At 66.8% G+C, this 25712-nt stretch carries 21 protein-coding genes and 1 tRNA gene; 9 read left to right on the forward strand and 13 right to left on the reverse strand.

The features are described from left to right. Positions 1–8: 8 nt before the first annotated feature. From GU920_RS11255 to GU920_RS11265, 3 genes are read left to right on the forward strand one after another with little or no spacing between them, the layout of a single operon-like run. Positions 9–803, forward strand: coding sequence for a hypothetical protein (locus tag GU920_RS11255; RefSeq protein ID WP_161767103.1), 795 nt, complete (start codon positions 9–11; stop codon positions 801–803). After that, entirely contained in the window at positions 804–1400 is a 597-nt protein-coding gene (locus GU920_RS11260; protein WP_161767104.1) for a type II toxin-antitoxin system VapC family toxin, read from the forward strand. It abuts the gene before it with no gap. Continuing rightward, entirely contained in the window at positions 1369–1524 is a 156-nt protein-coding gene (locus tag GU920_RS11265) for a hypothetical protein (protein WP_161767105.1), read from the forward strand. Before GU920_RS11260 ends, GU920_RS11265 begins: the two co-directional genes overlap by 32 nt. A gap of 313 nt (positions 1525–1837) precedes the next feature. Here GU920_RS11265 and GU920_RS11270 read toward each other — a convergent pair whose 3' ends face one another. The 4 genes from GU920_RS11270 to GU920_RS11285 all read right to left on the reverse strand — a co-directional run bounded on the left by GU920_RS11270 (position 1838) and on the right by GU920_RS11285 (position 4613). Further along, a complete protein-coding gene (locus tag GU920_RS11270) occupies positions 1838–2110 on the reverse strand; it encodes a hypothetical protein (protein ID WP_161767106.1) in 273 nt (90 codons plus the stop codon). A gap of 179 nt (positions 2111–2289) precedes the next feature. Then, a complete protein-coding gene (locus GU920_RS11275) occupies positions 2290–3489 on the reverse strand; it encodes a UbiH/UbiF family hydroxylase (RefSeq protein ID WP_201744127.1) in 1200 nt (399 codons plus the stop codon). 97 nt (positions 3490–3586) lie between these two features. Next, positions 3587–3832, reverse strand: a complete 246-nt coding sequence (locus tag GU920_RS11280) for a hypothetical protein (RefSeq protein WP_161767108.1) — start codon at positions 3830–3832, stop codon at positions 3587–3589. 127 nt (positions 3833–3959) lie between these two features. Beyond that, complete coding sequence (locus GU920_RS11285; RefSeq protein ID WP_161767109.1) at positions 3960–4613, reverse strand: pyrimidine 5'-nucleotidase; 654 nt, start codon at positions 4611–4613, stop codon at positions 3960–3962. 163 nt (positions 4614–4776) lie between these two features. Between GU920_RS11285 and GU920_RS11290 the strand changes: the two genes are divergently transcribed. Beyond that, a complete protein-coding gene (locus GU920_RS11290; RefSeq protein ID WP_161767110.1) occupies positions 4777–5412 on the forward strand; it encodes a GntR family transcriptional regulator in 636 nt (211 codons plus the stop codon). Here GU920_RS11290 and GU920_RS11295 read toward each other — a convergent pair. Both GU920_RS11295 and carA read right to left on the reverse strand, forming a co-directional pair. Then, positions 5409–7364: a glycosyltransferase family 2 protein gene (locus GU920_RS11295; protein WP_161767111.1), complete on the reverse strand. Its 1956-nt coding sequence runs from the start codon at positions 7362–7364 to the stop codon at positions 5409–5411. The genes GU920_RS11290 and GU920_RS11295 overlap by 4 nt on opposite strands. A 213-nt stretch (positions 7365–7577) precedes the next feature. Then, positions 7578–8732, reverse strand: a complete 1155-nt coding sequence (gene carA, locus GU920_RS11300) for a glutamine-hydrolyzing carbamoyl-phosphate synthase small subunit (protein ID WP_161767112.1) — start codon at positions 8730–8732, stop codon at positions 7578–7580. Between the two features lie 181 nt (positions 8733–8913). Here carA and GU920_RS11305 point away from each other — a divergent pair, with 181 nt between their 5' ends. Then, the gene (locus tag GU920_RS11305; protein WP_161767113.1) at positions 8914–9372 is read left to right on the forward strand and encodes a GatB/YqeY domain-containing protein; all 459 of its coding nucleotides are present in this window, start codon (positions 8914–8916) and stop codon (positions 9370–9372) included. 6 nt (positions 9373–9378) lie between these two features. Here GU920_RS11305 and GU920_RS11310 read toward each other — a convergent pair whose 3' ends face one another. The 7 genes from GU920_RS11310 to lipB form a co-directional block, all read right to left on the reverse strand. Continuing rightward, positions 9379–10380, reverse strand: a complete 1002-nt coding sequence (locus GU920_RS11310) for an alpha/beta hydrolase (RefSeq protein ID WP_161767114.1) — start codon at positions 10378–10380, stop codon at positions 9379–9381. 160 nt (positions 10381–10540) lie between these two features. Then, positions 10541–11047, reverse strand: a complete 507-nt coding sequence (locus GU920_RS11315) for a DUF2244 domain-containing protein (RefSeq protein ID WP_161767115.1) — start codon at positions 11045–11047, stop codon at positions 10541–10543. A gap of 260 nt (positions 11048–11307) precedes the next feature. Then, positions 11308–11562, reverse strand: a complete 255-nt coding sequence (locus GU920_RS11320) for a hypothetical protein (protein WP_161767116.1) — start codon at positions 11560–11562, stop codon at positions 11308–11310. Positions 11563–11669: 107 nt separating this feature from the next. Beyond that, positions 11670–13349: a cytochrome c oxidase subunit I gene (gene ctaD, locus GU920_RS11325; protein WP_161767117.1), complete on the reverse strand. Its 1680-nt coding sequence runs from the start codon at positions 13347–13349 to the stop codon at positions 11670–11672. A gap of 230 nt (positions 13350–13579) precedes the next feature. Then, positions 13580–14419 (reverse strand): LytTR family DNA-binding domain-containing protein, encoded by an 840-nt coding sequence (locus GU920_RS11330; protein ID WP_161767118.1) that lies wholly within the window; start codon positions 14417–14419, stop codon positions 13580–13582. Between the two features lie 111 nt (positions 14420–14530). After that, positions 14531–15436 (reverse strand): LytTR family DNA-binding domain-containing protein, encoded by a 906-nt coding sequence (locus GU920_RS11335; protein ID WP_161767119.1) that lies wholly within the window; start codon positions 15434–15436, stop codon positions 14531–14533. Then, positions 15411–16115, reverse strand: a complete 705-nt coding sequence (gene lipB, locus GU920_RS11340; RefSeq protein ID WP_201744088.1) for a lipoyl(octanoyl) transferase LipB — start codon at positions 16113–16115, stop codon at positions 15411–15413. Before lipB ends, GU920_RS11335 begins: the two co-directional genes overlap by 26 nt. Before the next feature lie 308 nt (positions 16116–16423). Between lipB and GU920_RS11345 the strand changes: the two genes are divergently transcribed. The 4 genes from GU920_RS11345 to GU920_RS19830 all read left to right on the forward strand — a co-directional run bounded on the left by GU920_RS11345 (position 16424) and on the right by GU920_RS19830 (position 25635). Beyond that, positions 16424–17362 (forward strand): class I SAM-dependent methyltransferase, encoded by a 939-nt coding sequence (locus GU920_RS11345; protein ID WP_328799256.1) that lies wholly within the window; start codon positions 16424–16426, stop codon positions 17360–17362. Between the two features lie 114 nt (positions 17363–17476). Beyond that, a tRNA-Leu gene (locus GU920_RS11350) sits at positions 17477–17563 on the forward strand. Positions 17564–17822: 259 nt separating this feature from the next. Then, the gene (locus GU920_RS11355) at positions 17823–21470 is read left to right on the forward strand and encodes a Hint domain-containing protein (RefSeq protein ID WP_161767121.1); all 3648 of its coding nucleotides are present in this window, start codon (positions 17823–17825) and stop codon (positions 21468–21470) included. A 163-nt stretch (positions 21471–21633) separates the two neighbouring features. Beyond that, entirely contained in the window at positions 21634–25635 is a 4002-nt protein-coding gene (locus GU920_RS19830) for a Hint domain-containing protein (protein WP_161767122.1), read from the forward strand. Positions 25636–25712 lie beyond the last annotated feature (77 nt).

The following is a 25712-nucleotide window of genomic DNA, read 5'->3' on the forward strand; positions in this document are numbered from 1 at the left end:
CAGTCTACTTGAGCGGCACTGATGGTCATCAGGGCAACGTCCTTGCACATACGTACGTCGGGAAAATCAATAGGCTCATTCTGGTGATGAATCGACTGGAGCGTCTTCACGAGGGATCCAGCGTCAAGAAAACTGACTTTGAGATCATTGATGCCGATAAGAAGAATCCGACTACACTCACTCTCAAGCCCGTTCCTCGTGTGAGGGATTACAATCCGGCACCGGCGGTCTATTGGAGTATTGCGCAGCTTGAGACTATTGACCGAGGCGAAGAACCGGATCAGCGAATACCGAGTGCTGTTCTTGGTGAGATCGCAGAGATGGCAGCGCCAAGTAAGGACGATGGATATAAGGCGTTCTGGATCAACGGACACACTGATCCGGTGCATTTTGACAAGGATTTTCATGTGAAGGCTTTGAGCCTTGCACAGAAACGGGCTTTTGCTGAGACGCCAATTGTATGGCATTCCGGCAAGGCCATTGGAGAGGTAATTGGCGAACTCAAAAAGGTGGACGACCTGGACGCGGACAACGAAGTGGTTCTAGTTCCTGCCACTGGGCCAGACTTTATTCGCTGCACCTTCCCCGAAGCAATGAAATCCGAGATCGGAAAATACTTATTCAAGAAGGTAAAAGTAAAGGGTGTGCTGACTTATGATAGCCTTTCCCCCCACCCCAAGCGTGTGCAAATCCTTGACGATGGGATTAGTCTCTATCCAGCTTCTGTGTCCGTTGTAAAGTTCGCTGACTTGCGCGGGATATTTGCCGGTCGAAAACGTCAAGAAGTGGCTTGGGACTTATAGATGCCGGTGAAGAGGAAGATTTATTGGGACTCTTGCATCTTCTACGAATGGCTTGGGAAAGAGGACGTCCCGCGCGAGAAAAGCGATGGGATTAGAGAAGTGCTTGCCAGTGTTGAGGCGCAAGAGGCCATCATCTTAACCTCTTCGGCGACCCACCTTGAGGTTCTTCCTCAAAAGATGACGGAGAAGGACGCGGCTGCCGAGAGCGCTTATCTCTCGCTCTTTGATGCTGAAAAGTTCTTTGAGTATCAGATAGGGACAAATGTGATCTTGTTGGCGCGAGAGATACGCGACTACTATTATCGCCCCGCAGTTGCCGCTGTTCCAAAGTCTAAAGGCGTTACTGCTGTGCCAGCACAGCCAGCAAAGATGATGGATTTAGGCGATTGTATCCACTTAGCTACCGCAATTATCGAAAAGGCCGACGAGTTTCACACGAGGGACGCTTCAGACAAGAAGGGGAAGATTCCGCTGTTGACGCTTTACGCATGGAGCGGAGTGCCTTCAGTTTGCGGCAAGTATCCCCTCACAATCATGTCCCCTATCGCAAAGCAGGGAACACTTGATGTCGATGTCAGGCAAACAAAGCCAGAGTGACCGCTTCAAACAGGCCGCCCGCGAACTTGGCGTAGACGAGGCCGACGACGCGCTGGATCGCGTCATGGGCAAGCTTGACCTCAAGCGGAAACCTGAGGCCAAGGAGCAGAAAAATGATAAGTGAGCCGGTGAAGGCAGCAATTATTCTGGGGTTCGCGATAGTGCTCAGCACTTCGATCGCTACTTATTTCAGCGCGTACCACTCGTGTATGCGCCCGTATCCGGACAACGAATTTCGCGCCCTTGAATGTGCAAGATGATTTGACGCGCCCGGGACAAAGAAAAGTGCTGCTTCGCCGTCTCTGGTATGCTATGTTATAACATCACATTGGAGGCGCACATGAAAGTGGTATCCGAAAACGGGAAATTTGTGGTCACCGTGGAAACTGACGCAGAAGAACGCCACCTTGCCGCTCTCACCAGCGGCAGGGTAAGGATCACCAAGGCAAGTTGTCATCCAACCACTTGTTCACCTGTTCAGACCCCTGACCGTAATAGGGCTTTGACAGCGTAATCACATACAGTTGGTCGTTGTCGTCCAGAACTTTGGAAAACTTCGCAAACACATCATCTGCGTCCAAGTCCGTTGCGATAGCGTAGGATGACTCTGAAAGCATTGCGAAGCCGTCAAAGCCGTCTCGGATGATTTTCGTGATGTTGGGGCGTATAACCTCCCGGTTCAGATCGTAAGTCACAAGAAAGACAGCCATATCCAAATCTCCACACAAGATGATGTGTGGATCGTCTCACGGCCTACCCGATTCGGCAATGGGTACGGGAAGTATAATATCGCCTTCTGGAAAGATTTTCCGGGGCGGGGCCTGAAACTTTTCGTCGAAAAGTTTCAGGCGGGGGCGGCCCGAGAATTTTCGGGAAAATTCTCGGGTGCCTAGCGCACGCCGAGGCCTGCGCGCATCAGCGTCTTGCGGATCGGCGTGACGGAGTAGAGTGCGTTCAGTGCCGTGGCCCGCAGGTCGCGCAGGCCCTGCGCGCCCATCATCGAGGCGCGGTTGAGCGCGTCGATGCCGGTCACGCGGGCCTGCACCTCCAGATGGCGGGCACGGTGATAGGCGTCAAGCAGGGCTGGCGTGCCCGGATCGGCGCGGCTGCCCTGCGCGAGGTCGAGGAGCACCCGCAGGTCGGCCAGCGACATGTTCAGCCCCTGCGCGCCGATGGGCGGGACGACATGCGCGGCCTCGGCCACAAGCGCGGTGCGCTCGCCCGACATGCGGGCGGCGATCTGGCTGATGATGGGCCAGAGGGTGCGGCGGCTCACCAGCGTCAGGGGACCGAGGATCTGGCAGGAGCGGGCGTTCATCTCGGCCTCGAAGTCCGGTACGGGCAGGGCGGCGAGGCGTTCGGCATTCGGCCCGGTTTCCATCCAAACGATGGCAGAGCAGGGCATCCCGTCCCGATCGGGCAGGGGGACAAGGGTGAAGGGGCCGCCGCTGCGGTGGATTTCGGTTGATACGTTGTCGTGGGGCTTCGGGTGGGTGACGGCGAAGGCCAGCGCCTTCTGGCCGTAGCGTGTGGTCGTCACGGGAATGCTGAGTGCTTCGCGCATGGCGGAGTTGCGCCCATCGGCGGCGATGACGAGGCGGGCGGTGATGCGGGTGCTGTCGGACAGGGTGGCGATGGCCTCGGCCTCGCGCGTGAGCAGGCGCGTGGTGGAGAGGCCGGGGCGGAAGGAGACGTTGGGGAGGTCGGCAAGGCGGGCGACCATTTCGCGCCGCAGGAGCCAGTTGGGCAGGTTCCAGCCGAAGGGGTGATCCGAGATGTCGGCGGCGTCGAATTCCTTGACGATGCGGGGGGTGGGTTCCGCGCCGCCTGCGTCGATGATGCGCATGACCTGAAGGGGGGCGGCGTGGGGGGCGAGCCTGTCCCAGAGACCTGCGGCTTCCAGAACGGGGATCGAGGGCTGCAGGAAGGCGGTCGTGCGCAGATCGGCGCCCGCGTCCTCCAATCGGGTGACGGGGGGGGTGGGATCGACGCAGATCACGCGGAACCCGGCCGTGCCAAAGGCTGCGGCCGCGGTCAGGCCTGCGACACCCCCGCCGGAGATCAGGATATCGGTGGTTTCGCGCATCAGAGCCTCCCGTCCGTCGCCCAAGAGATACGCCTGTCGCACGGGAAGGCGAAGCGACAAAGTGCCCCCCCTCGCGCTGGATGCGGGGGGCGGGGATGCGTCAGGGCAGGGTGATCCAGATGAGCAGGACGAACATCACCGGCACGAAGGCCACGGCCGGCAGGACGAGGGCCGCAAGACCCCAAGTTTTGACGCCGAGGACGATGAGCGTCACGAGGATCGTGAGCAGGTAGTAGATGGTCGAGATGTCGCGGGAGACGTCGCGCGCGATGTGGCCGAGGACGGGCGTGGCATGGAGGATGCGGGAGGCGAGGCTGCGGGCAGGGGCTTCGGCGGCAAGGGACATCTGGGACTCCTAATTTCCCTCTTCATGGTGGGGCGGCGCTTGGGCGATTCCAAGGGGTGCTTGCTGCGGTGCGGCGTCGCAGGGGGCGCGGGCGAAATCTGACGCAGATGCCGCGGCGGTTTCTGTGTCAGAATTCGCGTGTGAGGCGGCCGAGGAATTCGGTGAGGTCTTCGGCGTGGTGGTGGATGTGATCCGCCGGTTCGGGTTCCGGCGCGATATGGACCGTGCGCATCCCCATGGCATGTGGTGCAGCGAGGTTGCGGGCATCGTCTTCGAACATGGCGGCGGTGGTGGGATCGAGGCGGTCGAGGGCGAAGACCGTCTCGAAGGCCTGCCGTTCAGGCTTGGGGCGGTAGTTGGCGTGTTCCACCCCATAGACGGCATCGAAGAGCCCGGTCAGGCCGCGGGCTTCCAGCACGCGCTGGGCATAGGGGGCGTCGGCATTGGTATAGACGATGCGGCGGCCGGGCAGGGCGGCGATATGGGTGGCCAGCGCCGGATCGGGGGTCAGCACGGAAAAGTCGATGTCATGGACATCGGCGAGATAGGCCTCTGGGTCGATGCGGTGTTCGGCCATCAGGCCTGCAAGCGTGGTGCCGTAGCGTTGCCAATAGGAGGCGCGCAGATGATCGGCATGGGCGCGGTCCACCCCCAGTGCCTGCATCACCCAATTGGTCATGCGGACCTCGATCTGATCGAAGAGACGCATCCGCGGCGGATAGAGCGTGTTGTCGAGGTCGAAGACCCAGGTACGGACGTGGTGGAAATCTTGCTGTGTCATGGCCAGAGGCTAGGGCGCCGGGCGGGGCAGGGCAAGGGCGGGCAGTCGGGTGGGGCAGTCAGGTGGGGCAGACGGGGGTGTTGCAGGGGCGTTGGAGTAGTGTCACAAAACGGTATGCCGCCGTATTCAATCGGGGGGCGTCGCAGCCGGGGGGGAGCGGGACGTGCAGAAGGATGCCTATACGCTGATTCTGGAGGCGATTGACGCGGGGCTGTACAAGCCTGGCGACCGTCTGGTGGAATCGGAATTGGCCGAACGGCTGGGCGTGTCGCGCACCCCGGTGCGCGAGGCGTTGCAGCGGCTGGAGACGCAGGCGATGCTGACGCGCGACGGGCGCAGCCTGATCGTCGCCTCGCTGGACCACAACCAGTTGGCCGAGCTCTATGCGGTGCGCACGGAACTGGAGGGATTGGCGGCGCGGCTGGCGGCGCGCCATGCCACGGATGAGGAAATCCGCGTCCTGCGGGGGATGGTGGAGGATGACCGGGGGCTGCTTGGGGCGGATCCCAAGCTGCTCAGCCGGGCGAACAAGCGGTTCCACAAGCAGATCCATCTGGCCAGCCACAACCGGTTTCTGGTGCAGCAACTGGATCTTGTGCATCGGTCGATGGCGTTGATGGCCAATACATCCTTTGCGGCCGAGGGCCGGGACGAGGTGGCGCTGGACGAGCATGACCAGATCGTGCGCGCGATCGAGGCGCGCGATGGCGAGGGCGCCTACCAGGCCCTGCGCCAGCATATCAGCAAGGCCTTCGAGACACGGCTGCGGGTGGATGCCGGGGAAATCCGCACGCGCTAGCCTGCGGGGGGGAGGGCATCGGTCGGGCTGGCGGCGCTGTCGAAATGGCCGTGCCGTGTCTTGTCCCAGTGGAAGGGGCGGATCACAGCCTCGACCATCGCCTTGGCCGTGGCGAAGGTGTTGAGCAGCGCGTAAGGTTTCAGCAGCGGCAGCCAGAGCCAGCCGACCGGGCGGCCCGCCCGGCGCATGGCCATCGCGGCAAGGATGAAATCCAGCGCATGCACGGCGAGCATCACCGGCGCCATGGCGGCGAGGGTGGCGTGATCGAGGACATCCAGCACCGGGTGTGGCATGCCCAAGGCCACCAGCCAGAGCGACCACAGCAGCGGTGTCGCGATGCCCTGTAACAGCGCGCCGAGGATGAGGACCTGCATCGCCACAAACTGGCGGGGGCCGAGATCGCGCCAGAGGCGGCGGGGCGCGCGCATGTGGACGAGCCATGTCATCAGATAGCCCTTGGTCCAGCGTGAGCGTTGCCGCACCCATGGCAGGGCGCGGCAGTTCGCCTCTTCCAGCGTGACGGAGGCGAGGATGTCGGTCTGCCATCCGTGGCGGGCAAGGCGCAGGCCCAGATCGGCATCTTCGGTCACGTTATGGGCATCCCAGCCGCCCACGTCGAGCACGGCCTGACGGCGGAGGAAAAGCGTCGTGCCGCCCAGAGGCACGGGCAGGCCGAGGCGGACGAGACCCGGCAGGAACAGCCGGAACCATGCCGCATATTCATAGGTGAAGCAGCGGGCGATCCAGTTGGTGTGGGGGTTGTAGAAATCGAGCATCCCCTGCACGCAGCCAAGGCGCGGCGGGCCCATGGCGAAGGCGGCGGCGACCTTGAGCAGCTGGTCGGGTTCAGGGGCATCTTCGGCATCGTAGATGCCGATCAGGCTGCCCCGGGTGAAATCGAGCCCGAAGTTCAGCGCGCGGGGTTTGGTGCGGATGCGCCCGTCCGGCACGGCGATCACCCGCATCCAAGGCGGCAGGTCGATCCCGGCGATGGCCGCGCAGGTGGCGGTGTCGGTCATTTCCAGCAGGACGATCACATCCAGCCGGTCGCGCGGATAATCCAGCGCCGAGAGGCGGCGGATGAGACGGGGGGCGATCTCGGCCTCGCCATAGAGGGGGACGAGGAGCGAGATGGTCGGCAGATCGGCGGGGTCGAGCGGGGGGCCAGGCGCGGGTAGCTGGCGCAGGGCGGCGATGGCGGTGGCGATCTTGAGCAGGGTGAGGCTGGTGCAGAGGCCAAGCGTCACGGCGAGGAAGAGGCCGAAGATCAGGGCGGGATGGGCGGGGATGAGGCAGACCAGCGCGGCGCAGAGGAGGAGGGCCACGAGCGTCAGCGCGGTGCGGTCCAGCGTGCGGCAACTGGCGATGGCGGGGGCGCGGAGTTCGGCGGCCTGCACGAGGCCGGGGCCGGCATGGGCGAGGAGCGCCGCCTCGATCAGCGGGCGGGGGCAGGGCAGGGGGCGCAGGCGCGCGCCGTAGAGGGCGCGCAGAAAGGCGGCATGACGCTGGAACCCGGCGGGCGAGGCGGTGAGGATGATCGTTTCCCCCCCGCGTTCCCGCCATGGCAGCAGGCCGCGCCGCAGGGCGATGGCCGGGCCGAGGCGGTAGAGAAGATGCGGGTCGGGGGGATCGTGGCGGGGATCGACGGGAAGGGGCAGGTCGATCGGGTGGGGCAGATCGCGCGGGGGCTGCGCGTGGATGGGCGTGGGGAGGGGCGTGGGGGCGGGGCGTGCCGGTCTGGCGGGGGCGGGTTCGAAAAGGGCGGGGGCTTCGGCCATGCCGGGGATTGGGAGCAGGGGAAAGGCGTGGGGCGCCTGCGGCCCTGCCGGGTAGACAAGGCGCGGCGCACGGGCGGTGAGGGCAAAGGGGGCAAGGCTTGGCAGGCCGGGCGTGTCGATCGCCGGGCGGCCGGTCTGGGGCGGGCCGGGCGGTCGGGGGGGGCGGACGAACATGCAGCGGCTTCTCCGTTGATCGGGGCCAGCTTGCCGTGTGTCGGTTAACGCGCGGTTAAGCGCGGAAGGTGCGGGGCGGGGGAGGGATAATCGGGGGCGATACTTGGGGGCGCTGGTCGCGGGCGATCCTGCGAAGAGGCAGGCCGCGGGCGCGGCCCCTTGCGGGGCCGTGCGCGTGCCGGGATTGCGGGTGCCGGGGCTGCGGGGGCCGTGTCAGGCGGCGCGGCGGGCGCGCATCGCCTGGGCGAAGCGTTCGAAGAGATAATAGCTGTCCTGCGGGCCGGGAGAGGCCTCAGGGTGGTACTGGACCGAGAAGATCGGCTTGCCATCCACCGCGATGCCGCAATTCGATCCGTCAAAGAGCGAGACATGTGTCTCGCTCACGCCCTTGGGCAGGGTCTGGCTGTCCACGGTGAAGCCGTGGTTCATCGAGGTGATTTCCACCTTGCCCGTGGTCAGATCCTTGACGGGGTGGTTCGCGCCATGGTGGCCGTGGTTCATCTTGACGGTCTTGCCCCCCAGCGCGAGGGCCAGCATCTGATGGCCCAGGCAGATGCCGAAAAGCGGCAGGTCCTTCTCGAGGACGCCCCGGATCATCGGCACGGCATAGGTGCCGGTCGCCGCCGGGTCGCCGGGGCCGTTCGACAGGAAGACGCCTTCGGGGTTGAGCGCCAGCACATCCTCGGCCGTGGCGGTGGCGGGCAGGACGGTGACATCGCAGCCCGCGCTGGCAAGGCAGCGCAGGATGTTGCGTTTCGCGCCATAGTCGATGGCGACGACGCGCAGACCGTCGCCCGTGCGTTCGCTATAGCCGTCCGGCCAGGCCCAGCGCATTTCGTTCCAGCGGTAGGACTGGGTGCAGGAGACATCCTTGGCGAGGTCGAGGCCCACCAGCCCCTTCCAGGCGCGGGCGCGGGCCACCAGTGCGGCGATGTCGAAATTGCCCGCCGGATCATGGGCGAGGGCGACATGGGGGGCGCCCTGCTGGCGGATGGCGCGGGTCAGGCGGCGGGTGTCGATGCCGCCGATGCCGATGCGGCCCTTGGCGGTGAGCCACTGGGTGAGTTCGCCCGTGGCGCGCCAGTTCGATGGCTCGGTTGGGTCCCATTTCACCACCATGCCGGCGGCGACGGGGGTGCCGGTTTCATCATCCTCGGGCGTCACGCCCACATTGCCGACATGGGGGAAGGTGAAGGTCACGACCTGCCCCGCATAGGAGGGATCGGTCATGATTTCCTGATAGCCGGTCATGGCGGTGTTGAACACAAGTTCGGCCACGGTTTCGCCCGTGGCGCCGAACCCCTTGCCGTAGAAGATCGTTCCATCGGAGAGCGCGAGGCATGCGGTCGGTTTCGCAGAAGCGGGCATGGGCGACTCTCCTATCGGCAAATTGCGCGGACACTAGTGGCGATGGGGGGCGGGGTCAAGGCTTTGCGACAAAAGGATTTTCAATGAAAATCAATGGCTTGTCGTTTCCGGCCGCGGTTGTGGCCCGGCGCGGGACAGGGTATGGTGATGCTTCGTGCCAACCTTTGGGGAAGGGTGACAGATGTCTTTGCGGGAACGCCTTCAGATCGCGCTGAAAGAGGCGATGAAGGCCAAGGAGGCCGAGCGGCTTTCGACCTTGCGGCTGATAAACGCCGCGATCAAGGATCGCGAAATCGCTGGGCGCGGCGAGGGCGGCGAACAGGATGTGGGGGATCCCGAAATTCTGGCCATCATGGGCAAGATGGTGAAGCAGCGGCAGGAAAGCGCGCGCGCCTATGAAGAGGGCGGGCGGCTGGAACTGGCCGCGAAGGAGATCGCCGAGATCGGCGTGATCGAAGAGTTCCTGCCACGCCAGTTGACGGCGGAAGAGATCGAGGCGGCAGTGAAGGCCGCGATCGCAGAGGCGGGGGCAACCGGCATCCGCGACATGGGCCGGGTGATGGCGGTGCTGAAGGGCCGGTATACCGGACAGATGGATTTCGGCGCGGTCGGCCCGAAGGTGAAGGACCTGCTGGCCTGAGCGTGGTCAGGACGGGTTTGGCGCGCTGACCCGCCCCAGATAGCCGAGCAGGCGGGTGAGCGCCTCTTCGCCCGAGGAATCGAGCGTGAACTGGTATTCGTGGCCCAGCGGCGGCTGGTGGTCGGGCGGGAAGGTCAGGGCATCCACCGGGATGCCGCGCTGGGCCGCCACCCGGGCAAGACCTTCGGTCTGCGGCAGCAGCGGATCGGCATTTCCCGCGGTCAGGAACAGCGGCGGCAGGTTCGGCGGCACATGCGCGAAAAGCGAAAAGAGGGCCGCATCGCGCGCGGCGGCCACATCGGGCGTGCCGAGATAGGACCATTGCACCGTGTGCAGAAAGCCTTCGAAGGCGCCGGTGCTGTCCAGTTCGGACAGATCATAGATGCCGCAGAACAGCGCCAGCCCGCGCGGGCGCGTGACCGCCTGATCGGGGCGCAGGTTCAGGGCGCGGGCATAGGCCGGATCCTGCAGGGCGATGGCGGTCTGCAGGGCGATATGGCTGCCGGCACTGTCCCCGGCAAGGATGATGCGGCTGGGGTCGAGGCGGTAATCTGCGGCGACGGCCTGCACCCAGAGCAGCGCCTCGAGCATTTCCTCGGTCGGGCGGGGATGCCGGGCGGTGGGCGCGCGGGTATAGTTCGGGGCGATGGCGGCATAGCCTTGGGCCGAGACAAGGCGCAGGTAATTGCCCACATTCTCTTTCCTGCCCGCGACGAAGGCTCCGCCATGGACCCAGAACAGGACGGGCCAGCCTTCGGGCGGGGCAGGGCCGGGCGGCAGGATCAGATCGAGCCGTTCCCGTTCGGCCGTGCCATAGGCGAGGTCGAGATGTTCGACAAGCCCGGCGGGCAGGCGCGGTTCCAGCGCGGCCATGGCGCGGGCAGCGTCACGGTCGAACAGGACGCGCAGGACGAGGACTGAAGGCCAAGGGCTTAGTCGGAACGCGGCGAACAGGACGGCGGCAAGAACGACAGTTATCAGGGCGACACGCAGGACATAGTGGCGCATGATCGCGACCCTCCCCCCTTCAACAGCATGTCATGGTGCATCAAAGCACAGAACGCGGCATCTGGCGAGGGAAATCCCAGATCGCCCGGGCAAGAGGGGCAGGGCAAGTGGGGCAGGGCAAGGGTGGCCGGGCGAGGCTGGCCGGGCGAGGGGCGCGCGGTCAGCGCAGGCGGGCGAGACGGGCCTGCAATTCGTCGCAGAGCGCGATGCGCTCTGCCTCGGATAGGAAGGCGCCCAGTTCCACCTCGCGCCCGCTGCCGCGCAGGGTAAGGTAGTTGGGCACCGGCCCCCCCGTGGGATGCAGGTGGACCGACACCCAGAACGGGTTCGCCTGCCAGTCCTGCCGCCGCCCGCGCGGCCCGTGGCGGGTGAGGGACAGGCTGTCGCGGGTGAGGGTGAGATCCTCGAGGATCTCGCCATCCCGGTACGAGCGTGACAGGGCGGCCCACATCCCCCAGATGGCAAAGGCGAAGAAGGGCAGGATGCCCCACAGCACCGGGGAGCCGAGGACGGACAGCATCGGCAGGGCGATCAGCGCGCAGGTGGCGCCGATGAAGAGGACAAAGCCGCGGCGCGGCAGGGATCGGTAGGGCCACAGATGCAGGCGGGTGGCGCCGGTCGGCGCAGGGTCTGGATCCGGGGCGGGGGGAAACCATTCGTAAGGCATGGGGTAGGCGGGTATTCTGGTCCGGTGCAGGCATGTCTTGACGCGCGCAAGGGTAACGCGCAGGCCGGGCGTGACAAGGTGCAGGGCGGCGCGCAAAGGGGCGGCGTGCCGCCGCAGGGGGCCAGCTCTGTCGCAGGCGCGCGCTGTGACCGCTGTATCACCTTGGCAAAAATACCCATGCTCCGTCGCGGCTGGCGACCGGCCGGTCCTCGGGCGCATGGGGAGGGTCCGGGAGGGGCGGGCGCCCCTCCCGGCCTGACTCAGCAGGTGCCGGAAAAGAGCCAGCGGTTGCTCAGGACTTGCAGCACGAATTCGCGCGGCGGCGGGCCGCCGCAGATCTGCTGACCCACGATGCCGCGCAGCTGGGCTTCGGTGTAATCCATCCCGGCATGGCCGCTGAAGCGGCCGTTGCCGTCATTGTCAAGATCGAGGGTGTTGCTGGCCATGTCGGTCGCGGTGCAGCCGACGAGAAGGGAGGCGGCGGCGGCAAGAGCGGCGGTGCGGAAACGGATCACGGGTTACTCCATGGGTCGCGGTGGGTGAGGGTGGCGGTGTCGGCCTGTCAGGCCGCCCATGAAAAAGGGCCCCGGATCGCTCCGGGGCCCTGTTCTTTGTGCCTGCCTTAGTGGGCGTGGCCCTTGTCCCAATCCGACCGTTTGGGGAGCTGTTCGAAAGTGTGCTCCGGCGGCGGGGAGGTCAGGGTCCATTCCAGCGTGTCGGCATATTCGTTCCAGTAGTTGTTCTCGGTCACGCGCTTGCCGAAGAACAGGGTGTAGACGACCACGCCGATGAAGAACACGAAGGAGGCGAAGGCGATCATGGCGCCGACCGACGACCACCAGTTCCAGTAGGCGAAGGCCTCGGGGTAGTCGATGTAGCGGCGCGGCATGCCCTGACGGCCGAGGAAGTGCTGCGGGAAGAAGGTCAGGTTCGAACCGATGAACATGGCCCAGAAGTGCAGCTTGCCCGCCCATTCGGGATATTGGCGGCCCGACATCTTGCCCATCCAGTAGTAGATGCCCGCGAAGATGCCGAAGACGGCGCCGAGCGACATCACATAGTGGAAGTGCGCCACGACGTAGTAGGTGTCGTGATAGGCGCGGTCCACGCCGGCCTGCGACAGCACGATGCCCGTCACGCCGCCCACGGTGAAGAGGAACAGGAAGCCGAAGGCCCAGAGCATCGGCGTCTTGAACTCGATCGAGCCGCCCCACATCGTTGCGATCCAGGAGAAGATCTTCACGCCGGTGGGCACCGCGATCACCATGGTGGCGACCATGAAATAGGCCTGCTGGCTGAGCGACATGCCCACCGTGTACATGTGGTGCGCCCAGACGACGAAGCCCAGCACGCCGATGGCGACCATCGCATAGACCATCGGCAGGTAGCCGAAGATCGGCTTCTTGGAGAAGGTGGCGATGACCTGGGAAATGATCCCGAAGGCGGGCAGGATGATGATGTAGACTTCCGGGTGACCGAAGAACCACAGAATGTGCTGATACAGCACCGGGTCACCGCCGCCCGAGGGCGTGAAGAAGGTGGTGCCGAAGTTGCGGTCGGTCAGCAGCATGGTGATGGCGCCGGCCAGAACCGGCAGGGCCAGCAGGATGAGCCAGGAGGTCACGAAGATCGACCAGGCGAAGAGCGGCACCTTGTGCATGGTCATGCCGGGGGCGCGCATGTTCAGGAAGGTGGTGATCATGTTGATCGCGCCGAGGATCGAGGAGGCCCCCGACAGGTGCACCGCGAAGATGGCGAGGTCCATCGCATAGCCGCCTTCGGCGGTGGTGGACAGCGGCGGGTAAAGCACCCAACCCACGCCCGCGCCGGTGCCCAGTTCGCCACCGCCACCCGGGGCGAAGAGCGAGGCCACGGCGAGCGAGGTGCCCGCGACGTAGAGCCAGTAGGACAGGTTGTTCATCCGCGGGAAGGCCATGTCCGGCGCGCCGATCTGCAGCGGCATGAAGTAGTTGCCGAAGCCGCCGAACAGCGCGGGGATGACCACGAAGAACATCATCAGGATGCCGTGGGCGGTGATCGTCACGTTCCAGATGTGGCCGTTGGGCGTGCAGGTCGCGGCGGCGTCGGCCACGAGGCGCAGGCCTTCCTGGCACATGTACTGCACGCCGGGATTCATCAGCTCCATCCGCATGTAGACGGTGAAGATGACCGAGATCAGACCGACGAGACCGCCGGTGAAGAGGTAGAGGATCCCGATGTCCTTGTGGTTTGTCGACATGAACCAGCGGATGAAGAACCCCCGCTCGTCATGATCATGGCCATGAATGGCTGCGTCCGCCATTGGCGTCTCCCGTTCTTGCGCTGTCCGCGGGGTTAACCCGTCGGCCGTGTTCCCTTGCGTCCGGCTCCGCTGGGCGGAGTCGGGGCGACAGCTTGGTGATATCCCGCAGGGGGGCGTGAGGCAACGGCGGAAATTGATCTGGATCAAGATGAAACGTCGCAGGCAGATGCCTGTGGTGGTGCGGCGGCCGGGCGCCGGGTGGGGCCTTGTTGTCCCGCGCGCGGGCGCGGTCAGCGCGGCGGCAGGAGACCGGCCTGTTCCACGGCGGGCAGGAAGCCGCGGCTGACAGGGCGTGTGCTGCCGTCGGACAGGGTTATCACGGCGCGCGGGCCGTCGCGGCGGGCGCTGGCGATCTGGTCCAGCGCAACCCAGTGCGAGCGGTGGATGCGCAGGCCGGGGGTGGGCGCGGTTTCGGCGATGGCGTCGGAGAGGCGCAGGAGCAGGCGGGCGGTGCCGTGCGCTGTCGTCACCTCGGTATAGTGGTCGGTCGCGGTGAGGGCGATGAGCGGGCCGCGCAGATGTGCGGGCAGGCGGGCGAGCAGGCGGGGTTGGGGCGGCGTGGGGCTGTGTGCGGGCGCCGGAGCGGTGGCCGGAGCAGGTGTCGGGTGCGCGGGTGATGGGGGCGCGGGGCGGGAGAAGAAAATTTCCGCCACGGCCAGCGAAACGCAGACCGAGATGACCAGAAGCGCGAGCGTGAGCGGGATGGGTCCGATCGCGAGCGCGTCCGGGGGCAGGAGGAGGCTGTTCAGTCCGTGGACCATCGCGACGATGGGCAGTCCCGCCAGCAGCCCGGACAGGACCGATGCTAGACGGCGCGGCAGGCCCCGGCCCTGCAGAACGGTCGTCATGCTGCGGCACAGGATCAGGCCGACGCAGCCTGTGCCAAGGATCATCACGATCCAGTAGGCCAGCCTTGGCCCGAGCGGCAGCGCGGTGAAGGTGCCGAACGGCCCCGCGATGCCCAGAGCGGCGCCGCCACAGACGAGGGACAGCCAGAAGCGCGGATTGGAGAGGATGGGGCGCAGTTGCGCGAAGGCGCGGGCAAGGTCCGGGGAGAGCGTCGGGGGCATCGGGGATGGGTCAGGCGGTTTGTTGCGCGTGCGGTCGATGGCGTGCGGCGGGCAGGGGGGGACGTCGCGGGGTGGCTGTCAGGCGGGGTGGGGTGCGGGGCGGGGTTTGCCTCAGCGCGGCATGAGGAAGCCTGCCTCTTCGAGCTGGGGCAGGCTGCGGCGGCTTGCAGGGCGGTCGCGGCGGTCACTGAGGGTGACGATGGCGCGCGGGCCGTCGCGGCGGGCGCCGATGATCTGGTCGAGCGCGACCCAGTGCGAGCGGTGGATGCGCAGGCCGGGGGTGGGCACGGTTTCGGCGATGGCGTCGGAGAGGCGCAGGAGCAGGCGGGTTGTGCCGTGCGCTGTCGTCACCTCGGTATAGTGGTCGGTCGCGGTGAGGGCGATGAGCGGGCCGCGCAGATGCGCGGGCAGGCGGGCGAGCAGGCGGGGTTGGTTCGGATCGGGTTGGTGCGCGTTGGGCGGGGTCGGATCGGGCGGGGTCGGGTCGGCATGGGGGTGATCGGGGGTCATGCCCGCTGCCCGCGGCACTTGCGGGGCAGCCGGGGTGAGGAAGAAGGTGACGGTGGTGGCCAGCGAGATGACGGCGGACACGGCGATGATGGACAGCACGAGCGGGACGCCAGACATGGCCAGATCACCCGCCGCGAGGAAGACGGCGTTGATTGACAGCACGATGCCGCTGACGGGCAGCCCGGTGATGGCCCCGGCGAGAGGACCGGCGATCAGCTTGGGCAGGCCCATCGCATGCAGCAGGTCGCAGCCGACAAAGCCAAGCACAAAGCCGCAGGTTCCTGTGGCAAGGGTGATCGACAGCCAGTAGCAGAGGCGCCATTCCAGCGGCAATGTGGCGGCGGTCCCGTAAGGCCCGGCGATGCCAAGGACGATCCCCAGCGCGAAGAGCCCGGCCCAGAAGCCGCGGGCGCGCAGGATGGGCCACAGTTCATTAAAGCTCTGGGCGAGCAGGGGCGCGGGGGCGAGCGGCATGGACGCCTCAGACCGCGCAGACCGGGCGGCCATCGGCCGTGCCCTGCACGTTGATCCCGCCTTCGGCCGGAAAGAAGCACGGGAACGTGGCCATCAGCGCGGCATCGAGATCGGCCATGGTGACGGGCAGGCCCAGATCGACAAGGCTGGTCACGCCGTGATCGCGGATGCCGCAGGGGATGATGCCGTCGAAATGCCCAAGGTCGGGTTCGACGTTGATCGAGATGCCATGAAAGCTGATCCAGCGGCGCAGCTTCACGCCGATGGCGGCGATCTTCGCCTCATGCGGGGTGCCGTCGGGGTTGGGGGCGCGGTCGGGGCGGGTGACCCAGACGCCGACGCGGCCGGGGCGGATCTCGCCCTTGATGTTGAATTCGGCGAGGGTGGCGATCACCCAATTTTCAAGCGCGCGGACAAAGCAGCGCACGTCGCGCCCGCGCGCGCCCACATCGAGCATGGCATAGACCACGCGCTGGCCGGGGCCGTGATAGGTGTATTGCCCGCCGCGGCCCGTCTGGTGGACGGGGAAGCGGTCGGGCTGGACGAGATCGGCCGGATTGGCCGATGTGCCCGCGGTGTAGAGGGGGGGATGTTCCAGAAGCCAGACTGCCTCGGTTCCCTGGCCTTGCGCCATGGCTTCGACATGGGCCTCCATCGCGGCAAGCGTGGGCAAATAGGGGCTAAGGCCCGGCAGATGCGTCCAGTTCACCATGGCTGATAACGATACCTCCCCGCCCCCTTGTTGAAATAGGGGAAAGACGGGCGGAAGTCACGTCTGCATCGGGGGCGGATGGTGCGGCGGATTGGGGTGTTCGGGAGGGGGAGGAGGCTTCGGGCAGAGCTTCGGGGCGGCCGCAAAAAATCCGCCGACAGGTCGCTGTCGGGCTTGCGCGCCGCGCCCGCGGGGGTGATATCCCGCAGCACGGTGACAGGGGCGCGGGCGATCTGGGAAACAGCGGCCCAAGGCGGGGGGATGGCGTGTCGGTGGCTTGTTCGTTTTGTGGTGGCGTGTCCTTTGAGGTGGTTTCGCGGAAGGACCGGCATGGAGAGCCGCTGACCACGGTGCTGTGCGGCGGCTGCGGGATGCTGCGCAACGATCCCGTGCCGAGCGAGGCCGACCTCGCGGCCTTTTACAAGTCGCGCTATCGCGAGAGCTACAAGGGCGCTTCGGAGCCCCGGCGTCGGCAGGTCTGGCGCAACTTTCGCCGGGTGAGTGATCACATCGTGGCCTATCGCGATGTCTATGCCCGGGGCGGCGACTGGCTGGATCTGGGCGCGGGCAGCTGCGAGTTCACCTTTCTAGCGGGGCGGCTGGGCGCGCGCGTGACGGCGGTGGAGCCGCATAGCGGCTATGCCGCCTATGCGGCGCAGCGGTTGGGTGTGCAGGTGCTGGCGCAGCGGCTGGAGGACTGCGATTTTGCGGGGCCGAGCTTTGATCTGATCCGGCTGAGCCATGTGCTGGAGCATATGCGCGACCCGGTGGCCGCGCTGCGGCAGTTGGCCGGGTGGTTGCGCCCGGGGGGCGTTCTCTATGTCGAGGTGCCCGACATCGAGGCCGATGCGCGCAACAAGGTGCGCGGGCGGCTGTTCCATTTCGGCCATATCCACAATTTCAACCCGGTCCTTCTGCGCCATGTGGCCGGGCTGGCGGGGCTGGTCGAGTTGCCGCAGACGGCGGCGCGGTCGGCCGGGCGCTGCGGGGTGTTTCTGGTGGTGGGCGAGGGCGGCCAATGCGATGCCGCAGCGCTGGCCGCCAATGCCGCGCGGATGCGCGCCGCGATGGCGGCGCATAACGCCCGCACGATCCCCGAGCCTGCGCAGGGCACGGCGGCGGGGCGCTTTTTGCTGACGCTGCGGGCGCGGGCGCAGGAGCAGTTGGCGGGGATGCTGGGAGGGTCGCCGCGCAAGATCGCGGAGGCGGCCTCGGCGCGGTTGGAGCGCAGCGTTCTGGCGGGCTGAGGGGCGGGGTGAGGGCCGCGTGAAGGTGGCGGGGCTCAAGGGGGGAGTGGGGACGATTTTTCCTCTTTCCTTCGCGGATGGGCTTCGCTACACAGCCGCCACCAACCGAAACGTGCGGATGTGGCGGAATTGGTAGACGCGCAGCGTTGAGGTCGCTGTGGGGTAACTCCCGTGAAGGTTCGAGTCCTTTCATCCGCACCACTTTCCCGACATGGGTAGTCCGAGATGCGCGCCCCGCCGGGGCGGGCTTTGGCGTGCCGAGACGGCGCTGCGGACGGGGTGAGTCCCGGGGGCCACGTTTTGCCTGTCCGGCCCGAAATTGTGGCGCGATTCCAGCAAGATGGCGCGTTTGCCACAATTCCGCCACAATTGGCATCCTTAAGGATGCGGTAACCCCGGCGTAAGACCGGGTTCATGCCCGGACCGGCGCAAGATCGGACGGGCTGGCGCGAGCGGTGCTATGCCTACATTTGTGATCGACGGCTACGCCGTCGGCAGTGTCGTTGTGACTGGCGGTGGCACGCCTGCCACTGGATCCACCTTCCGGCTGGATCCGAACTGGTCTGCGTCCAGCGCGGCGCTGACCATCACCGTGACGGATGACGATACCGGCTTTTCGGGATCGGCGGCCACGGTTCTGGATGGCAACCAGACCGGGGTGGTGATCACCGCCACGGGGGCGACGGTCGGGTCTGGGGTGATCCGGCTGGGCAACGGTTTTGCCGTCAGCGATCCGGTGGCGGGCACGGTCACGCTGTATCAGGTGATGATCGGGTCCACGGTGGTGGGCTATGTCTCGACCGCGCCGTTGCAGCCGGGTGTCCTGTATACGGTGGGCAGCACGACGGCGACGACAGCGGGGGGCGTTCCCTATGGCTCGCTTGCGCTGCTGGATTACGAGCAGGGCGACGACAACAGCCTGACCGGCGGGACGGGGGCGGATTCGCTGCGCGGCGGGGCGGGCAACGATACGCTGTCGGGTGGGGCGGGCAACGACACGATCCTTGGCGGGACGGGCAACGATGTCATCACCGGCGGGGCGGGCAATGACAGCCTGTCGGGCGAGGAGGGCGATGACGTCTTCATCGTGACGACCGGCAGCGCGGCGGATTCGATCTTTGGCGGCACCGGCAATGACACGATCCGCTATGACGGGGCGACGGTCGGGGCGAATGTCGTCTTTTCCGGCACGGGCAGCGGCACGCAGAACCTTGTGGGTGTCGCGGGCGTGGCCTTCAGCGGCATCGAAGGGATCGAAGGCACCGAGTTCAACGACACGCTGAACGGTGCGGCAAGCGCGGGCAGTGTCACCCTGTCGGGGCGGGGCGGGGCGGATACGATCGCGGGCGGGTCGGTGGCGGATGCGCTGTTCGGCGGCACGGGCGCCGACACGATCGCGGGCAATGCGGGCAATGACCTGATCGACGGCGGGGCCGACAGTGACCAGTTGTTCGGCGGGACCGGCGACAACACGATCTTTGGCGGCACCGGCAATGACCGGCTGGAGGCGACGACCGGCGCTGACCAGTTGTTCGGCGGCGCAGGGATCGACAGCCTGTTCGGGGGGGATGGGGCCGACACGCTGGAAGGTGGGGCGGATGCGGATTCGCTCTATGGCGGGACCGGGAACGATGTCCTGCGCGGCGATGAGGGCAATGACCTGCTGGATGGCGGGACGGGCAATGACACGCTGGTGGGCGGGGCGGGGAATGACTCGCTGACCGGGCAGGCCGGCGACGACACCTTCCTGATCGGGGATGCCGAGGGGACCGACACCATCGTCGGCGGCGCGGATGGCACGCTGGGCGATGTGATCGACACAAGCCTTGCGACCGGCGGCGTCACGATCACCTTCACCGCTGACGAGACGGGCACCATCACCGCTGCCGGGACCAACATCAACTTTTCGTCGATCCTGCGGGTGCAGGGCGGGGCGGGGAATGACAGCGTCTTTGGCGGGGCAGGCGAGGAAAGCGTTGATGGCGGGGCGGGCGACGACCTGCTGTCGGGCGGATCGGACACCGATACGCTGGCAGGGGGGGACGGCAACGACACGCTGATCGGCGGCACGGACAGCGACACGCTGTTCGGCGGGGCGGGCGATGACCGCTTTGTGATCAACGCGGGCGATGGATCGGATTCATCCGTCGGCGGCACGGGCAATGACATTCTGGATCTGTCGGGCTTTACCTCGGCGGTGACGGTCGGCTTTTCGGGGGCGGGGGCGGGCAGCGTCTCGGGCAGCGGGATCGGCGGGTCCTTCCAGCAGATGGAGGTGCTGCAGACCGGGTCGGGCAATGACACGATCACCGGGGCGGGCGGCAACGAGATCGTCTATTCCGGCGCGGGCAATGACCGTGTGTTCGGCGGCGCGGGCGCGGACAGCCTGTTCGGCGGTCTGGGGCAGGATTCGCTGGAGGGCGGATCGGGCAACGATCTGCTGGAGGGCGAGGCGGGCAACGACACGCTGATCGGCGGCGACGGGGCGGATCTGGCCTTCGGCGGCGACGGCAATGACGTGATCGACGGCGGGGACGAGGCCGACACGCTGTTTGGCGGGGTGGGCAACGATTCCGTCTATGGCGGGGCGGGCGCGGACCGGCTGGAGGGCGGCGACGGGCGCGACCTGCTGGAGGGCGGGGACGAGAACGACACGCTGGTGGGCGGGGCCGGGGCGGACACGCTAATCGGGAATACCGATCTGGACGTGGTGGATTATTCGGCCAGCGACGCGGCGGTGAATGTCAACCTGCGGACGATGACCGGGCAGGGCGGACATGCCGAAGGCGATGTCATGTCCGGCATCGACGGGGTGATCGGGTCGGCCTTCAATGACACGATCATCGGCTTTGATGACGAAGGCACGACCTCGGCCGACTTCTACTACAACATGTTCGAAGGCGGTGCCGGGAACGATGTGCTGGAAGGCCGGGGCGGCAGCGATGCGCTGTTCGGCGGGGCCGATAATGACACGGTTCTGGGCGGCGACGGCAATGACACGGTCGATGGCGGGGATGGCAATGACCTGCTGTCCGGGGATGCCGGGAACGACACGATGTCGGGCGGGTCCGGCAATGACACGATGTCGGGCGGGATCGGCAATGATGTCATGGACGGCGGCAGCGGCGCCGACGTCATGGATGGCGGCATCGGCAACGACAGCCTGAGCGGCGGGATCGGCAATGACACGATCCTTGGCGGGACGGGCAATGACACGCTGACCGGGGGGGCGGGGCGCGATATCTTTGCCTTTGCGGCGGGCAGCGGGGCGGATGTTGTCACCGATCTGGACCTGACGCTGGTGGACGGGCAGTTCACCGACCGGTTCGACGTGTCGGGCTTGCGCGATGCGCAGGGCAACCCGGTCAACTGGGCGGATGCCACGGTTACGTCGGACGGTGCCGGGGGGGCGCTGGTCCGCTTTCCGGGCGGCGAGACGATCCGGCTGGTGGGGATCGACCCGGCGCTGATCTCGACGCGGTCGGCGCTGGTGGCGCTGGGCGTGCCCTGTTTCGGGACCGGGACGCTGATCCTGACCGAGCGGGGCGAGGTGCCGGTGGAGGCGATCCGCGCGGGCGACCGGGTGATGACGCTGGATCACGGGTTGCAGGCGGTGGTCTGGGCAGGCGGGCGGCATCTGGACCGCGCCGCGCTGGAGGCAGAGCCGTTGATGCGGCCGGTCTTGATCCGCGACGGGGCGATGGGCAACCGGGGCGATGTGCTGGTGTCGCCCAACCATGCGGTGCTGGCCGAGGTGGACGGGGCTGAGATGCTGGTGCGGGCCAAGCATCTGGCCGAGATGGGCGATGCGCGGTTCCGCATCGCCAAGGGGCGGCGCGAGGTGGGCTATCACCACATCCTGTTGGAGCGGCATGGCATCGTCTTTGCCCAAGGGATGGCGACCGAGACGATGTATCCCGGGCCGATGGCGGTGGCGGCGCTGGGCCCGGCCGTAGCGGCCGAGATTGCCGCGGCGTTCCCGTTGCTGGCACCCGTGCTGGCAGGCATCGCTGACGCGGCCGAGATCTATGGTCCGACGGCGCGCCCCGTGGCCAAGCGGCGCGCGCTGATGGCCGGACCCAACCCGCGGCAGAGGGCGGTGGCCTGACCGCGCCCGCCGGGGGCGCGGCATCCCTCCCATCCGTTTGGATGGGCAGGGCTAAAACGGATGCCAAATGAATCGTTAATCGACGTTAATTCGCCATCCCAATGCCTTAAGGGATGGTTAGCGACGCATGAACCGATCCGATTAGCCGAAAGCCCCCCATCCTATGCCGGTCTATACCCTGACGGGATTTGCTGTCTCGAGCCTTGTCGTGCAGGGCGGCGGCGCGTTGCAGAACGGATCGAACGCGATGATCGATCCGGGGTTTTCGGCCAGCCGGGACCGGCTGACCTTTACCATCAACGACGACGACAGCGGCTTTTCCGGCAGCCGGGGCAGCCAGCTGGACGGCAACCAGACGGGCACGGTCACCAATGCCGCGGGCCAGACGCTGGCGAACGGGGCGATCCGGCTGGGCAATGCCTATACGTTCGCGAACGGGGTTTCGACCGTCGTTCTGTATGAGGTGTACGTCGGCAATACGCTGGTGGGGTATGTGTCGAACAGCGACCTGATCCCCGGGGTCAGTGCGACCGTCACCTCGGTTCAGGACACGAACTCTGGCGGTGTGGCCTATTCGAACATGGCCAACCAGACCTATGATCCCAATGCCGCCAATTCCGTGCCGGGCGGATCGGGCAATGACAGCGTGCGCGCCGGGGCGGGCGATGACGCGGTGGCGACCTATGGTGGGTCGGACACGATTGATGGCGGCACCGGGGCCGATTACATCGAAGGCGGGTCGGGCAACGACAGCATCCTGGGCGGCAGTGGCAATGACACGCTGCTGGGCCAAGAGGGCAATGACACGATCTTTGGCGGCGATGGCGACGACCGCATCTTCGTGGGCAACTCGGGCGGCACCGACACGGTTTCCGGCGGGGCTGGGACCGACACGCTGGAGGCGAGTTCGCTTGGCGGCGGGGCGACTCTGACCTTCACCGGGAACGGGGCGGGCACGCTGAACGGCGGCGGGACAGTCGTCAATTTCAGCGAGATGGAAGCCTACACGCTGGGATCGGGCAATGACACGATCAATGGCGCGGCGCAGACGGCAGGCTTCAACGCCAATGCGGGCGGCGGGAATGACACGGTTACGGGTGGGTCTGGCAATGACACGCTAAGCGGCGGGGCGGGGGACGATTCGCTTTCGGGCGGGGCGGGGGATGACCGGTTCATCCTTGGCGCGTCGGACGGGACGGATACGATCACCGGCGGGGCGGGGACCGACACGCTGGATGCGAGCGCGGTCACGGGCAATACGACGCTGGGCTTCACGTCGAACGGCACCGGTACGCTGACCGGCGGCAGCAGCGCGGCCAGCTTTTCGCAGATGGAAAGCTATGTGCTGGGTTCGGGCAATGACTCGGTCAACGGGGGGGCGCAGACGGCGGCCTTCACCGCCGATGGCGGGGCCGGCAATGACAGCCTGACCGGGGGCAGCGGCAATGATCTGCTGATCGGCGGGGCGGGCAATGACACGCTGATCGGCAATGCGGGCGATGACACGCTGCGCGGCGGGGCGGGCGCGGACAGCCTGTCGGGCGGAAGCGGGCGCGACCTTGCGGATTATTCCGATGCGACAAGCGCGGTTTCGGTCAATCTCGGTTCGGGGGCCACGTCGGGCGGGACGGGTGGCGACACGCTGAGCGGCATGGAGGATGTGCAGGGGTCGGCGTTCAATGACACGCTGGCCGGGTCGGAAGGCGCGAACCAGATGTTCGGCGGGGATGGTGCCGACACGCTGGACGGTCTTGGCGGCAATGACGTCCTGTCGGGGGGGGCGGGCGCGGACTCGCTGGATGGCGGTGGAGGCGACGACACGCTGATCGGCGGGGCGGGGGCGGATACGTTGCGGGGGTCCTCGGGGCTGGACACCGCAGACTATTCGGCCAGCGATGCGGCGGTGAACGTGAACCTTGTGGATGGCACCGCGTCGGGCGGCCACGCGCAGGGCGATGTGCTGAGCGGCGTGGACATCGTGATCGGGTCGGCCTTCAGCGATACGCTGGTCGGCTATGACATGGAATGGACCAGCACGTCGGATGTGTTCTGGAACGAGCTTCATGGCGGGGCCGGGAACGATTCCATCGACGGGCGGGCGGGCACGGATGCGCTGTATGGCGGCGCGGACAATGACACCATCTTTGGCGGCGCGGGCGGGGATTTCCTGGACGGCGGCGAGGGCAATGACAGCCTGCTGGGCGGGACCGGGCAAGACACGATTACGGGTGGCCTCGGCAATGACACGGTGCTGGGCGGTGATGACGCGGACCTGATCCAGGGCGGGGACGGGGCGGATTCGCTGATGGGCGAGGCCGGTGACGATACGCTTGCGGGCGATGCGGGCAACGATACGCTGGTGGGCGGGACGGGCAATGACAGCCTGTCGGGCGGCACGGGGCGCGACAGCCTGATCGGGGGCGCGGGCGATGACAGCTTTGCCGGCGGCGCGGATGATGATGTCATTGATGCCGGGGACGGCAATGACGTGGCCGTGGGCGATGCAGGCAACGACACGCTGGCGGGGTGGCTGGGCGATGACCGGCTGGAGGGCGGCGACGGCGATGACAGCATCCTGAGCGGGGATGGCAACGATGTCGCCTTTGGCGGGGCGGGGGGGGACCGGCTGCATGGCGATGCGGGCAATGACACGCTGGATGGCGGGACGGGGGCGGATGTCCTGTTCGGGGGCGCGGGGCGCGACAGCCTGACCGGGGGCAGCGACAACGACACCATTCAGGGCGGCGACGACAATGATGTGGTCGATGGCGGGGATGGGGCGGACTCGCTGTTCGGGGATGCGGGGCGCGACACCATCACCGGCGGGGCCGGCACCGACACGCTGTTCGGCGGGCTCGACGACGACCAGATGGATGGCGGGGGTGATGCCGACTCGCTCATGGGGGATGCGGGGCGCGACACGATCACCGGCGGGACCGGCAATGACACGGTGTTCGGCGGCGACGGGGACGACCAGATCGACGCGGGGGCTGACCGGGATTTCGTCTTTGGCGATGTGGGCCGCGATACGCTGCTCGGGGGTGCCGGGAACGACACCATGTTCGGCGGGGCCGATGCCGACCTGATGGATGGTGGCGAGGATGCCGATTCGCTTATGGGCGATGCGGGCAACGACACGATTTCTGGCGGGGCGGGCAATGACAGCCTGTTCGGCGGGAACGAGGACGACCAGATCGACGGCGGCATCGGCAACGATTCGTTGTCCGGCGATGTGGGCAATGACCGGCTGACGGGCGGGGTGGGCAACGACACGCTGACGGGCGGGTCGGGGCGTGATGTGTTCGTGCTGGGTGCGGGCAGCGGTGCGGATGTCATCACCGACTTCGACACCTCGGTCGTGAATGGCGTCTATGCGGACCAGCTGGATGTGTCGGCGCTGCGCGATGCGCAGGGCAATCGCATCAACTGGCGCGATGTCAGCGTTTCGTCGGATGGGCAGGGTGGCACGATCCTGACCTTCCCGCAGGGCGAGACGCTTCGCTTGTCCTGGATCCAGCCCAGCGCGGTGGAAGGGTCTGCCGCGATGGCGCGGATGGGGATTCCCTGTTTCGTGACCGGGACGCGCATCCTGACCGAGCGGGGCGAGGTGCCGGTGGAGGCGATCCGCGCGGGCGACCGGGTGATGACGCTGGATCACGGGTTGCAGCCGGTGATCTGGGCGGGCGGGCGGTATCTGGACCGTGACGATCTGGCGGCGGCGCCCATGCTGCGCCCGGTCGTGATCCGCAGCGGGGCGCTGGGGAACCGGGGCGATGTGCTGGTATCGCCCAACCATGCCGTGCTGGCAGAGGTGGAGGGGCAGCAGATGCTGGTGCGGGCCAAGCATCTGGCCGAGATGGGCGATGCCCGGTTCCGCGTGGCGCGCGGGCGGCGGCGGGTGGGGTATCACCACATCCTGTTGGAGCGGCATGGCATCGTCTTTGCCCAAGGCCTGGCGAGCGAGACGATGTATCCCGGGCCTGTGGCGATGGCGGCTTTGGGGCCTGAGGTGGCGGCCGAGATTGCGGCGGCCTTTCCCCGGCTGGCGCCGGTACTGGCGGGCGAGGCCGATGCGGCGGCGATCTATGGCCCGACCGCGCGCCCGATGACGCGGCGGCGGGTGCTTCTGTCGGGGCCGAACCCGCGACAGTCGGCGGCGGCCTGACCGGGACGCGGCGGCGACGGCGATCCTGATCGCGGCTGCGGGGGCAGCTATAGGCGTGGCCACAGGGGTGGGGCGCG

This window comes from Paragemmobacter ruber (assembly GCF_009908315.1).
Lineage (GTDB): Bacteria > Pseudomonadota > Alphaproteobacteria > Rhodobacterales > Rhodobacteraceae > Paragemmobacter > Paragemmobacter ruber.